Here is a 12,439-nt window from a genome sequence, read left to right on the forward strand (position 1 = left end):
CCTATATTTATTCTTGTTGAGCTGAGTTTTTAGTGATTTTTTCTATGCAACTTTACTGGCAATATAGATGTATGAATAGACTTTTTTCAGCAGTCATTTTTTAAACAGTGAATCAATCGTGAAAATCCCTTTATCCTTTTCTTCTTTCAAAGAGAGAAGGAGCTTTTAATCCCAAGTTTATTGACACTTAATGATCACTTTGTGACTTATGCATGAGATTTTTTTTGTATAACTGCTTTTTATATAACTATTTTTGTATAAGTATGTTCTCAACAGGGCAGTTGTATCTTAGCCATTTAGCGTGCGTACCTTGTCTTTATGGAGCAGTTGTGGATTTTTGTTCAGGATATAACCAAATGCAAAGGCAAAAATATACATAAAAATAGTATAAATTCCTGCGGGAATGGCAATTGTGGTATTCGATAACACGGAAAGCGCAATAGTCAGTGCAATGCCTGTATTGTGAATGCCGACTTCAAATGTGCATGCACGAGCCTGCCGATCGGAAATTCCAGATAAATGTGGAACCAGATAACCCACTAAAAAACTGATGAAGCAAAACAGTGCTATGGCAACGCCAATCTCGGCAAAGTATTCGGTAACATTAAATCGTTCTCTATAGAGGGCGTACGAGAAAAGCGCAACTAAAAAAATCACAGAAAATAACCGCATAGGTCTGTTCAGCTGCAATGCTATTTGTGGGACAATCGAACGAATCAGCATCCCTAAACCCACCGGAACCAAAATAATTAAAAACACCTGAATGATTTTTTCAACAGGCATGGTAATGCTTTGCGACTCGCCTAAAAAATAAAGCATGGATAAATTGACAATAAAAGGCAGGGTAAAAGTGCAAATAATAGAATTAAGGGCTGTAAGGGTAAGGTTTAAGACCACATCTCCCTTAAAAATATAGCTAATCAAATTTGCTGTAGGGCCACCAGGAGAAGCGGCAAGCAACATTAAGCCAACCGCTAAAAGTGGAGAAGGCTTAAATAAAATGCAAATAAAAAATGCGACACCCACCAAAATGACTTGTTGTGAAAATAAAGCTAAAAAAATGGCTTTAGGATGATGACGGATACGAAGAAAATCTTTAACTGTAAGTTCAAGCCCTAAACCAATCATCATAAAAGCAAGTATAAGAGGTAAAAAAAGGGTAAAGAGTCCTGAATCCATGGAATATCCTTTATTGTTTTTATCCTTTGATATTCTTAGAGTTTAAACAAGATTTTTAAATAAGCAATATATGAAACGGGTAAAAACCAAGTATTTTACCCGTTAATTATTTGAATAAAATTAACTTTTTATGGAGATTGTTGTGGCTGCATCTCAGGTTGGGGCCGCATTTGAGGCTGGGTTTGCATTTCCGGTTGAGACTGCTGCATGTGCATTTGATGTTGTGGTTGCATTTGATTTTGTGGTTGCATTTGTGGTTGGGATTGTTGCATTTGTGATTGAGAAGGACGAGGAGCCATAAAACCTAAAGCACATTTACCTTTAACTTCAGTCCCGTTGATGTTTACAGATGTCGCGCCAGTATCTCCACTGCATGCACTGGTTAACTCGGGTTCATCTCCGGCAATGGATGAGTTTTTTGCTGAAGGAAAGAATTGAGGTTCGCAGGTACCATTCCAGATAATGCCTCGATATGCAAAACTGACCGGTGCACCCTGACTTTTACCTTTACACACCTTTTGGTACCTTTGAGAATCATATACTTTTTCGACCTTATCATTTGCGGAAGCTGCAAATGGTGCGAAACATAAACCGCAGAGCATGGATGAGAGGAAAATATTCTTATTCATCTTTTATACCTTTGTTCGTAATGTACCCAACCTATAGCTTAAAAAGTAATCAAATTTAAACAATGCTAATCAAGTAAAAAAATTTACTTAAATGTTTAATTTCTATAGCGAGTCTGAAAAGCCGGATTACATTGCAACATTAAAACGCTGAAAATCGTTTCAATCTTCCTCATGAAATTCGACTCATTTTGTCAACTTATTTTGCTTAATTTTGATATAATGCTCCGTCATCATTTTTTATCTCTCAAACCATTATGCATTATCCTAAAGTTTACGATGTCATTGTTATCGGTGGCGGTCACGCAGGTACCGAAGCAGCCCTTGCTGCAGCGCGTATGGGTCGACAGACTCTGCTCTTGACTCACAACATTGAGACTTTAGGGCAGATGAGCTGTAACCCGGCCATTGGTGGTATTGGGAAATCACATCTGGTCCGTGAAATTGATGCCCTAGGTGGTGCAATGGCATTGGCTGCCGATAAGGGCGGTATTCAGTTTCGTATCCTGAATTCGCGTAAAGGTGCAGCAGTACGTGCAACACGTGCCCAGGCTGACCGTGTACGCTTTAAGGCAGCAATTCGTCATACCCTGGAAAACCAGGCGAATCTGGATATTTTCCAGCAGGCGGCAGACGACCTGATTGTTGAAGGCGATACCGTTAAAGGTGTAGTCACCCAGATGGGCATCCGCTTTGACGCGAAAACTGTCGTGTTGACGACCGGTACCTTCTTGGGCGGTGTGATTCACATCGGCTTGAATAATGCCTCTGGTGGTCGTGCCGGTGATCCGCCTTCAATTTCACTGGCTGCGCGCCTTCGTGAACTGAAACTTCCTGTAGGCCGTTTAAAAACAGGGACACCACCGCGTATTGATGCACGTTCAGTGGATTTTTCTGTCATGACTCCGCAGCCCGGTGATTTCCCGTCTCCGACCATGTCATTCATGGGTGATGCATCCATGCATCCGGAACAGATCAACTGCTATATCACGCATACCAATGAAAAAACCCACGACATTATCCGCGGCGGACTCGACCGTTCCCCAATGTATACTGGTGTGATTGAAGGTGTAGGTCCACGTTACTGCCCGTCAATTGAAGATAAAATTCACAAATTTGCCGATAAAGATTCGCACCAGGTATTCCTTGAGCCTGAAGGTCTGGATACACATGAGCTTTATCCAAACGGTATTTCGACTTCATTACCTTTCGATGTGCAGTTTGAACTGGTTCGCTCAATCCGCGGTATGGAGAATGCACACATTCTGCGTCCGGGTTATGCCATTGAATATGACTATTTCAACCCGCAGGCGTTGAAATTCTCTTTGGAAACCAAGGCCATTAATAACCTGTACTTTGCAGGTCAGATTAACGGTACCACCGGTTATGAAGAAGCTGGCGCACAAGGTTTATTGGCAGGTTTGAATGCTGCGCGCCGTGCATGGGATCAGGAACAATGGACACCGAAACGTGATGAAGCGTACATGGGTGTACTGGTTGATGACCTGATTACTTTGGGGACCAAAGAACCGTACCGCATGTTTACCTCACGTGCGGAATACCGTTTGATGCTGCGTGAAGATAATGCGGATCAACGTTTAACTCCAATTGGCCGTGAAATGGGTCTGGTGGATGATGCGCGCTGGGCATCTTACTGTGAAAAAATGGAAGCAGTAGAAACTGAGAAAGGCCGCTTGCAACACCTTTGGGCTGCGCCAAACAATCCAATGGGCAAAAAATTCGTTGAAATGACCGGTGCAGATCTGTCTAAAGAATGTTCTGCTATTGATTTGCTCAAACGTCCTAACATCAGCTTCGCGCAAATTGCTGAACTTACGGGTTCAGAAGTTTCTGCATTTGTTGGTGAACAAATTGAAATTGCGGTGAAATACGAAGGTTATATCAACCGTCAACAAGAAGATGTGGCGCAAATGAAGCGTCTGGAAGAAACCCGTATTCCTGCAGACTTTGATTATGATGTGGTTTCAGGCTTATCGCGTGAAATTACGCTTAAACTGAAAGATGTTCGTCCTGAAACGCTTGCTCAGGCAAGTCGTATTCCGGGTGTAACGCCAGCAGCAGTTCAACTGGTGATGATTACGATTCGTAAGAATAATCAGGCGAAAAAATCTGCTTAATACAATGTGAGTTAAGTTGGTAAAAAGCCCGCTAAATGCGGGCTTTTTTATCGTTTAATTTTAAACCATTGCTTTTGACTATGGTTTAATCATAAATAACTACCGAAAATATAAGTTTTTGAAAATATTATTTAATTTATATTTGTAAGATTTAAAAAGTCTATTTATGTAATCTTTTACGTCTAATTCAATCGCTGTTTGCCAGGCGGATGCTCAATAAACCCGACCATTGTAGTGGTATTTATTTCAACAGATTGATCTGAAAATAGTGAAGCAAATTGCTGCTGGCTAATTTGCTTACTATGGACGGAGTTCAATCATGGCACAAATACAAACAGGTAAAATGCAAAAATTCTTAACAGTGTTCTTGTGTTTTTGGGTCGCATTTTTTGAGGGTTTTGATCTCCAAGCCCCGGGTATTGCAGCAAAAGGAATTGCTGAAACATTTGCTCTCGACCAGGTGCAAATGGGCTATGTATTTAGTTTGGGTGTTTTTGGGATGTTGTTTGGTGCGTTCTTTGGTGGACGTGTTGCCGACTATTTGGGACAGAAGAAAGTTTTAATGCTTTCAATTGCAATTTTCGGCCTATTTATGTCGCTTACCGCAATCGCACCGAGCGTTGAAATTTTATACGCAGCACGTTTCTTTACCGGCTTAGGTCTGGGTGCGGCAATGCCAACTATGATTTCCGTGGTGGGAGATGAGGCGACAGAAGCCAACCGCGGCAAGCTGAACAGCTTGATGTATTGCGGATTACCGGTAGGGGCTATCTTTGTTGCGGGCTTGGCCATCTTATTTAAAGATATTTCTGGGCATACCTTGTTTTTAATTGGTGGTTTAACCCCTTTGGTTCTGTTGCCATTTATGGCGATTATTCTTAAAGACAAGCCTAAGAAAGTCGCTGTTGAGCAAGCTGCGACTGAAGCTGTTCCATCTATGGTGCAGGTATTATTTAAGCATCAGCAATATAAATATACGATGCCGCTTTGGGTGGGTTTCTTCTTTACCCTGATGATCAATTATATCTTGATTAGCTGGTTACCTAATCTGCTGATGGAACAAGGTTTGGAAAAGCCACAGGCTTTCATGGTGATGCTGGTATTCCAGGTAGGTGCTGTCATTGGTACACTGGCTTTGGGTTATTTGCTGGACCGTTTAAAATTGTGGCAGATGGCGGCAATTATCTATACTGGCTTATTTATTGCCCTTGTATTGTTATTTACCTCTACCTCTATTCCAGTACTTATTCTTGCAGGGTTTATGGGCGGGATTTTCTCGACAGGCGGACAATCAATTCTATATGGTATTTCCCCAATTTTCTATTCGGGTACAGGTAAAGTTACAGGCGTAGGCAGTGCGATTTCTTTAGGTCGATTAGGTGCAATGACAGGACCATTACTGACAGGAAAAATCTTGGCGATTGGTTTGGGAACCACGGGGATTTTAATGGCAAGTTTACCTGCCGTGGCTGTCTCGGCAGTAGCAGTAACTGCACTCTCGCGTTATAAAGCCGCACATAAATAAAAGTATAACGCTTTAAAAAGGGAATCTTGAGGATTCCCTTTTTTGTTGATTATTTTTAAGGATTCACTTTTGAGTTTGTTAATATAGTCGGATAGAAAACTGAATTTAAAATGTTATGAGCTATCAACTGATCGAACTCGATATTCAAGCCACAGATAATATCCAATGTCTACACTGTCAGCAGCACGTGATCAATTGGGCGGAAGAGCAATATATACAACCCTGTGAGCATGTATTGTTTATCGCTATGGATATTGGCTTTGAATATATGACTGATGAATTTGAGCAGACTATGCCGCGTTCTGTGGATGATCTGCATGCCCATGATGATCAGGTGAATATGTTTGCAGAAATTGTCAAATCCACTTATCCGGATTATCTGATTTTTAAATCTGATCTGGGGATTGAGGGATATTTCCGCTACGTGGGTTTTACCGCATAAGTATATTGACCCCTTGAAAACACCATAATGAAAAAGCGCCCTGAGGCGCTTTTTTATGGACAGAAAAGTTTAGTTTTCTATTTCTTCTTCTACATCATCATCGGCAGTATCCATGCCTAGTTCTTTCAGTTTGCGGGTCAGGGTATTGCGTCCCCAGCCCAGTAATTCAGCTGCATGACGTTTACGCCCGCGGGTTTGCTGCAAAGCGGCAGTAATTAGCGTGCGTTCAAACATTGGTGTGGCAATGTCCAGAATCTTCATTTCACCATTTTTCAGTTTCTGGATGGCCCATTGACCCAATAACTCATCCCAATGATGTAGGGAAATACGGTCAAAGGTGTTGTGTGGTTGTGTATCTTCGGCTGAACGCTGAATTGGAATCTGTTTCAGTTCCGAAGGCAGATCTTCAGGATAAACTTCACGGCCGGTAATCATCACCGTAAGCCAGCGACAGGTATTTTCGAGCTGACGCACGTTGCCTTGCCACGGTAGCTGTTGCATGTATTCCTGGGTTTCTGGACGCAAGATTTTAGGATTTACGCCCAGTTCTTTACCCGCACGGGCCAGGAAGTGCTGCGCCAGCATAGGGATGTCTTCACTGCGATGGGCCAGTTTGGGAATATGGATACGGATCACATTCAGGCGATGATACAAGTCTTCGCGGAAGCGTCCGTCATGCACCAGTTTTTCCAGATCCTGATGCGTTGCCGCGACAATACGCACATCGACCTTAACCGGGATATGTCCACCGACACGGTAAAACTCGCCATCTGCCAGAACACGCAGTAAACGGGTCTGGGTTTCAAAGGGCATGTCACCAATTTCATCTAGAAATAACGTACCGCCATTGGCCTGTTCAAAACGGCCTTGACGCTGCGAGTTGGCACCAGTAAAAGCACCTTTTTCATGACCGAAAAGTTCGGTTTCAATCAGGTCTTTCGGAATGGCTGCCATATTTAAAGCAATAAAAGGTTTGCTGCTGCGTGGCGAATGACGGTGCAGCGCATGTGCCACCAGCTCTTTACCTGTGCCCGATTCACCGTTGATCAGTACGGTAATGTGCGACTGGGATAAACGCCCAATGGCACGGAATACTTCCTGCATGGCAGGCGATTCGCCAATAATTTCAGTCGACTGAATGGCCGGGGTGGCTTTGGCAGATTCCTGCTGCTGCAATTTGGCAATATGCAGGATGGCGCGGTTGACCAGTGCCAGGGCTTCATCAATATCAAACGGTTTAGGTAAATATTCAAAAGCACCGGTTTGGTAGCTGGAAACAGCAGATTCCAGATCTGAATGTGCAGTCATGATAATGACAGGTAGATCAGGATGCGTGCCTTTGACTTTGCCCAGGAAAGTCAGACCATCGATGCCTGGCATGCGAATGTCCGTTAAAATCACATCGGGGGCATCTATGCTGAGCTGATCCAGTGCAGACTGTGCCTCTTCAAAACTGGTAACGTCGAAACCTTCTTCTTTAAAGGTTTTTTCCAAAACCCAGCGCATGGCACGATCATCATCAATGACCCATATTTTATTTCGCGACATGGTTAGACTCCCAAGGTAAATATAAGCTAAATACTGTTTTTCCTGGAACGGATTGGCATTCAATCATTCCGCTATGTTGATGCATGATGTTTTGTGCAATGCTCAAACCGAGCCCGGTGCCTTTGGCACGCCCTGTGACTAAGGGATAAAACACCGATTCTAAAATTTCTTCCGGTACACCCGGACCGTTATCTTCAATATCAATTCGTACCGCAGAGCGTTTTAATACACCATTAATGGTGACCAGGCGTTGAATCCGGGTTCTTAAAATCAGTTCCGGCTGATGATCAACAAAGAATTCCTTGTTTTCCATCATGGCTTGTACGGCATTGACGCTGATATTGAGCATGACTTGAATGAGCTGGTCACGATCCGCCAGCACTTCGGGCAAGGACAGATCATAATCCCGGGTAATTTTGATTTTTTTCTTGGTTTGATTGGTAATCAGTGAACGCACACGTTCTAAAGGTTCATGCACATTGACCAGTTCATAACTTGGTAGCTGGCGGGAACCCAGCATGGTGTCGGCCAGATTGCGTAAACGGTCTACTTCACTAATAATGATGTCGGTAAATTCTTCATATTGTGGATCGTTCAGGCTGCGCGCCAGTAACTGGGTGGCACCACGGATGCCGCCTAAAGGATTCTTGATTTCATGTGCGACACCACGAATCAGTTGCCGGGCCACCTGATGCTGCTGAATCAGGTTTTCTTCTTTGGATATTTTCAGCATCCGGTCGATCTGGTTCAATTCAATCAATAGAAGCGGGTGATAGGGTTTTTCCGAGTTGATTTGCGAAACCGTATAATCCACATGAATATCTTTAAAATTGACGCTAATGGTCGCTTCACGACGGGTATAAGGCTGTCCGGTTTTAAAGGTATTTAATAGGGCTTCTTCGGTATTAAACTCATCATCGGGCATATGCAGCAAATTTAAAACCGGTTGTCCCGCCGCACGCAGTAAACTAATGTCGAACAAAGATTCACAAGAAGAATTTAAATAAAAAATATTAAGGTTACTGTCGACCAATAAAATTGCGGTGGTTAAATTGTCCACTAAAAGGCGGTAGTCGATAGCGACGGGTTGATCCATTAGCGAAAGTATCCTGTGTTAAAATAGCGCAATGGCATCTGCACTTCTTGTCATTTCTCCCTGTTATGGGACATTCAACGAGTTAAACGTTGTCGAAATAAAGCAAAATGCACGCCAACTTTGAGCATGGGTATAAATATAAATTCTGTCGCTATAAAAGTGTGCTTTTTTTGTTTTTGATAACAGAATTTCAATTCCATAGTAATAGAAATGGAATTATTAGTGAACCAAAATGGTGCGTTTGAATTATTTGCTAAAAATATAGCCGTATTTTGGTGCGCAATGTAAAGAGTCCGGATTCCACCTGTTTTTATGATTCGAAAAGACATACAATACGCGCATTATAGTGGAGCGCAGATTCATGAAATCCCCCAAAGTCGGTTTTGTTTCTTTAGGTTGTCCTAAGGCATTGGTAGATTCCGAACGAATTTTAACTCAGTTAAAGACTGAAGGTTATGATGTGGCATCGGATTATGACGGTGCCGATTTAGTTGTTGTGAATACCTGTGGTTTTATTGAATCTGCAGTACAAGAATCTTTAGATGCGATTGGCGAAGCCATGAGCGCAAACGGTCGTGTGATTGTGACTGGCTGTTTGGGTAAAGATGAAGACAAAATTCGCCAGATGCACCCGAATGTCCTCAAAGTGACAGGTGCTGCGGCATATCAGGAAGTGATGGAAGCCGTACACCAGTACGTGCCTGAACCACCAAAACATAATCCGTTTATTGACCTTGTACCTGAACAGGGTATTCGTTTAACCCCTAAACATTATGCCTATCTAAAAATATCAGAAGGCTGTAATCATCGTTGTACTTTCTGTATTATTCCAAGCATGCGGGGTGATCTGGTTTCACGTCCGGTCGGTTCTGTGCTTGAGGAAGCTGCAGCGCTGAAACGTGCCGGGGTAAAAGAAGTGCTGGTGATTTCCCAGGATACTTCTGCTTATGGCGTGGATACCAAATACAAGCTGGACTTCTGGAACGGCCAGCCGGTTAAAACCAAATTCTATGACATGTGTGAAGCATTGGGTCAACTCGGTATTTGGGTACGCTTACACTATGTCTATCCCTATCCGCATGTAGATGCCGTGATTGACTTGATGGCACAAGGTAAAATCCTGCCTTATCTGGATATTCCATTCCAGCATGCCAGTCCGCGTATCTTAAAATTGATGAAACGTCCTGCGCACAGTGAAAATACACTGGAGCGTTTAAAATTGTGGCGTGAAAAATGTCCGGATCTGGTGATTCGTTCAACCTTCGTGGTGGGTTTCCCGGGGGAAACCGAAGAAGATTTCCAAATTTTGTTAGAGTGGCTCAAAGAAGCCCAGCTTGATCGCGTCGGATGCTTTACTTATTCACCAGTTGAGGGCGCGACAGCAAATGACTTGCCGGATCATGTGCCGGAAGAAATCAAGCAAGACCGCTATGAACGTTTCATGCAGGTTCAGCAGGAAATTTCTGCAGCCAAACTGCAAAAACGCATTGGCCAAACCATGACTGTACTGGTGGATGATCTGGAAGAAGAATTCCCGGTAGCCGTTGCACGTTCTTATGCCGATGCGCCTGAAATTGATGGCAATGTCTTTGTTGAAGATATTGATAAAAGTCAGATTAAAGCAGGTGATTTGCTTGAAGTCGAAATTACCGATGCAGATGAATATGATTTATATGCAAAGTTAATTCGGATTAAATCAGCCTGATTTTTAATTTAACGACACGAATAAAATTTTAGATATTGAAAGATTCGGAGATTTCCTGATGTTGGACTCAAAAAAGCCCCGCTATGCACGTATTTTATTGAAACTTTCTGGTGAAGCACTGGCTGGAAATAAAGATATGGGCATTGATGCAACCGTGCTTGATCAAATGTCCCTAGCGATTGCGCACTTGGTCGGTTTGGGTGTGCAGGTGGGTATTGTGGTTGGCGGCGGCAACCTTTACCGCGGTAGCCAATTGCAAAAAGATGGTCTGGTTGGCCGTGTAACCGGTGACCAGATGGGTATGCTGGCTACGGTAATGAATGGTCTGGCATTACGTGATGCTTTGGTGCGCCGTAACATTAAAACCCGTTTAATGTCTGCATTACCGATTGGTGCTGTGGTTGAGTCTTACTCTAGCCGTGATGCGATTCGTCATCTGACTCAAGGTGAAGTCTGCGTATTTGTTGCGGGTACAGGTAATCCGTTCTTTACCACAGATACAGCAGCCTGCTTGCGAGGTATTGAAATTGAAGCCAACCTGATCTTGAAAGCAACCAAAGTGGACGGTGTTTATAATAAAGACCCAAGCAAATACGATGATGCGGTGAAATACGAAACCCTGACTTTCGATCAGGTACTTGATGAAAAATTAGGTGTGATGGACTTGACTGCAATCTGTCTGTGCCGTGACCATAATGTGCCACTTCAAGTTTTCGACATGAACAAAGCAGGTTCATTGCTTTCAGTCGTGATGGGTGAAAAAGAAGGGACTCACGTTACGAATTAATGTACGTGAGCCTGAAAGCTCTTTATACTACACGCTATTTAGTTATTACATCTCTTAGAATTAAGTAAGGAAGATCACATGATTAACGATCTTAAAAAAGACGCTGAAGACCGTATGAACAAGACGCTTGAGTCTTTGGAGCATGGTTTTGCCAAGGTTCGTACAGGACGCGCGCATCCATCAATCTTAAACGGTGTTATGGTTCCTTACTATGGCTCGGATGTGCCATTAAACCAGGTGGCGAACGTGGGTGTTGAAGACTCGCGTACATTGCTTGTTCAGCCATTTGAGCGTTCAATGGTCTCTGCAATTGATAAAGCGATCCGTGAATCGGACTTGGGTCTTAACCCGATTACCGCTGACGCGATTCGTGTACCGATGGCGGCGCTGACTGAAGAAACACGTCGTGACATGCAGAAAGTGGCACGTAATGAAGCGGAAAATGCCAAAGTCGCCATCCGTAACATTCGTCGTGACGTATTGGGTGACATCAAGGCATTGTTGAAAGAAAAAGAAATTTCTGAAGATGATGAGCGCCGTGCAGGTGATGACATCCAAAAAATCACCGATAAATTTGTTGCTGAAGTTGAAAAGCGTCTGGCTGCTAAAGAAGCTGAATTGATGAAGGTCTAAGATTTAATGACCGTATCAGAAGACAGTATGCTTCTTCCAAAACATGTTGCCATCATCATGGATGGCAACAATCGTTTTGCAAAAAAAAAGCAAATGCAAAAAGGTGCAGGCCATCGTGAAGGGAAGAATGTCCTGGATCCGATTGTTGAGCACTGTAGAAAAAATCACATTCAAGCATTAACCGTTTTTGCATTTTCCAGTGAAAACTGGAATCGTCCTCAGTTTGAGGTCGATTTACTCATGGCATTGTTGGAAGAAACCATACATGAGCAATTGCCACGGATGGAAAAATTCAATATCGCCTTACGTTTTATTGGCGACCGTTCACGTTTGTCTGACCGTTTACGCGAGTTAATGTTGCAAGCTGAACAAAGGACTGCTAAGTTCGACAGCATGACTTTAACCATTGCCATCAGTTATGGTGGTATGTGGGATATGGCTCAGGCTGCAAAACAGATTGCGGCAGACGTGTTGGCGAAAAAAATTGCGCTTGAAGATATTGATGCTGAACTGTTTGGGCAGCATGTCTGCATGGCCGATTTACCTGCTGTGGATTTACTGATCCGTACAGGGGGTGATTATCGCTTGTCGAATTTCTTGCTGTGGCAAGCGGCATATGCTGAACTATATTTTACCCCAACCTTGTGGCCTGAATTTACCGTAGAAGAATTAGATGATGCATTCGCGGTCTTTGCTGGGCGTGAACGTCGTTTTGGTAAAACTTCAGAGCAAATCCAACAAGAGAAACTTGAGAATTAAT

General features: G+C 43.1%; 10 protein-coding genes and 1 pseudogene. 7 read left to right on the top strand and 4 right to left on the bottom strand.

Annotated elements, in window-relative coordinates:
* Window positions 1-288 precede the first annotated feature (288 nt).
* Both BLP85_RS06855 and BLP85_RS15150 read right to left on the bottom strand, forming a co-directional pair.
* Window positions 289-1,179: a bile acid:sodium symporter family protein gene (locus tag BLP85_RS06855; protein WP_092819376.1), complete on the bottom strand. Its 891-nt coding sequence runs from the start codon at window positions 1,177-1,179 to the stop codon at window positions 289-291.
* Between the two features lie 284 nt (window positions 1,180-1,463).
* Window positions 1,464-1,808: pseudogene (locus BLP85_RS15150) on the bottom strand (hypothetical protein); the annotation flags it as partial.
* Window positions 1,809-2,062: 254 nt separating this feature from the next.
* Here BLP85_RS15150 and mnmG point away from each other — a divergent pair.
* The 3 genes from mnmG to BLP85_RS06875 all read left to right on the top strand — a co-directional run bounded on the left by mnmG (window position 2,063) and on the right by BLP85_RS06875 (window position 5,910).
* A complete protein-coding gene (gene mnmG / locus BLP85_RS06865) occupies window positions 2,063-3,943 on the top strand; it encodes a tRNA uridine-5-carboxymethylaminomethyl(34) synthesis enzyme MnmG (RefSeq protein WP_092819378.1) in 1,881 nt (626 codons plus the stop codon).
* Window positions 3,944-4,262: 319 nt separating this feature from the next.
* On the top strand, window positions 4,263-5,468 hold the full coding sequence (mhpT, locus tag BLP85_RS06870) for a 3-(3-hydroxy-phenyl)propionate transporter MhpT (RefSeq protein WP_092819379.1): 1,206 nt from the start codon (window positions 4,263-4,265) through the stop codon (window positions 5,466-5,468).
* A 115-nt stretch (window positions 5,469-5,583) separates the two neighbouring features.
* The gene (locus BLP85_RS06875; RefSeq protein ID WP_092819380.1) at window positions 5,584-5,910 is read left to right on the top strand and encodes a hypothetical protein; all 327 of its coding nucleotides are present in this window, start codon (window positions 5,584-5,586) and stop codon (window positions 5,908-5,910) included.
* A 69-nt stretch (window positions 5,911-5,979) separates the two neighbouring features.
* Here the strand turns inward: BLP85_RS06875 and glnG are convergent, their stop codons facing one another.
* Together glnG and glnL are read right to left on the bottom strand one after the other, a co-directional pair.
* Window positions 5,980-7,458 (bottom strand): nitrogen regulation protein NR(I), encoded by a 1,479-nt coding sequence (gene glnG / locus BLP85_RS06880; RefSeq protein ID WP_092819381.1) that lies wholly within the window; start codon window positions 7,456-7,458, stop codon window positions 5,980-5,982.
* Window positions 7,445-8,554 carry a nitrogen regulation protein NR(II) gene (gene glnL, locus BLP85_RS06885; protein WP_092819382.1) on the bottom strand — a complete coding sequence of 370 codons (1,110 nt, stop codon included), beginning with the start codon at window positions 8,552-8,554 and terminating at the stop codon, window positions 7,445-7,447. Before glnL ends, glnG begins: the two co-directional genes overlap by 14 nt.
* Window positions 8,555-8,915: 361 nt before the next feature.
* On the opposite strand from glnL, the gene rimO reads away from it, so the two are divergent.
* The 4 genes from rimO (at window position 8,916) to uppS (ending at window position 12,438) form a co-directional block, all read left to right on the top strand.
* The gene (gene rimO / locus BLP85_RS06895; protein ID WP_092819384.1) at window positions 8,916-10,259 is read left to right on the top strand and encodes a 30S ribosomal protein S12 methylthiotransferase RimO; all 1,344 of its coding nucleotides are present in this window, start codon (window positions 8,916-8,918) and stop codon (window positions 10,257-10,259) included.
* 58 nt (window positions 10,260-10,317) lie between these two features.
* Window positions 10,318-11,046 carry a UMP kinase gene (pyrH, locus tag BLP85_RS06900; RefSeq protein ID WP_092819385.1) on the top strand — a complete coding sequence of 243 codons (729 nt, stop codon included), beginning with the start codon at window positions 10,318-10,320 and terminating at the stop codon, window positions 11,044-11,046.
* Between the two features lie 78 nt (window positions 11,047-11,124).
* Window positions 11,125-11,679, top strand: coding sequence for a ribosome recycling factor (frr, locus tag BLP85_RS06905; RefSeq protein WP_092819386.1), 555 nt, complete (start codon window positions 11,125-11,127; stop codon window positions 11,677-11,679).
* Window positions 11,680-11,685: 6 nt separating this feature from the next.
* Entirely contained in the window at window positions 11,686-12,438 is a 753-nt protein-coding gene (gene uppS, locus BLP85_RS06910) for a polyprenyl diphosphate synthase (RefSeq protein ID WP_092819387.1), read from the top strand.
* Window position 12,439 lies beyond the last annotated feature (1 nt).

This window comes from Acinetobacter kookii, assembly GCF_900096895.1.
In the GTDB taxonomy this organism is placed as follows: Bacteria; Pseudomonadota; Gammaproteobacteria; order Pseudomonadales; family Moraxellaceae; genus Acinetobacter; species Acinetobacter kookii.

What these genes read in the sequence shown, in the direction of transcription:
- pyrH (WP_092819385.1), top strand. Translation starts at nt 10,318, where the DNA reads ATGTTGGACTCAAAAAAGCCCCGCTATGCACGTATTTTATTGAAACTT.
- mhpT (WP_092819379.1), top strand. Translation starts at nt 4,263, where the DNA reads ATGGCACAAATACAAACAGGTAAAATGCAAAAATTCTTAACAGTGTTC.
- rimO (WP_092819384.1), top strand. Translation starts at nt 8,916, where the DNA reads ATGAAATCCCCCAAAGTCGGTTTTGTTTCTTTAGGTTGTCCTAAGGCA.
- uppS (WP_092819387.1), top strand. Translation starts at nt 11,686, where the DNA reads ATGACCGTATCAGAAGACAGTATGCTTCTTCCAAAACATGTTGCCATC.
- BLP85_RS06875 (WP_092819380.1), top strand. Translation starts at nt 5,584, where the DNA reads ATGAGCTATCAACTGATCGAACTCGATATTCAAGCCACAGATAATATC.
- mnmG (WP_092819378.1), top strand. Translation starts at nt 2,063, where the DNA reads ATGCATTATCCTAAAGTTTACGATGTCATTGTTATCGGTGGCGGTCAC.
- BLP85_RS06855 (WP_092819376.1), bottom strand. Translation starts at nt 1,179, where the DNA reads ATGGATTCAGGACTCTTTACCCTTTTTTTACCTCTTATACTTGCTTTT.
- glnL (WP_092819382.1), bottom strand. Translation starts at nt 8,554, where the DNA reads ATGGATCAACCCGTCGCTATCGACTACCGCCTTTTAGTGGACAATTTA.
- glnG (WP_092819381.1), bottom strand. Translation starts at nt 7,458, where the DNA reads ATGTCGCGAAATAAAATATGGGTCATTGATGATGATCGTGCCATGCGC.
- frr (WP_092819386.1), top strand. Translation starts at nt 11,125, where the DNA reads ATGATTAACGATCTTAAAAAAGACGCTGAAGACCGTATGAACAAGACG.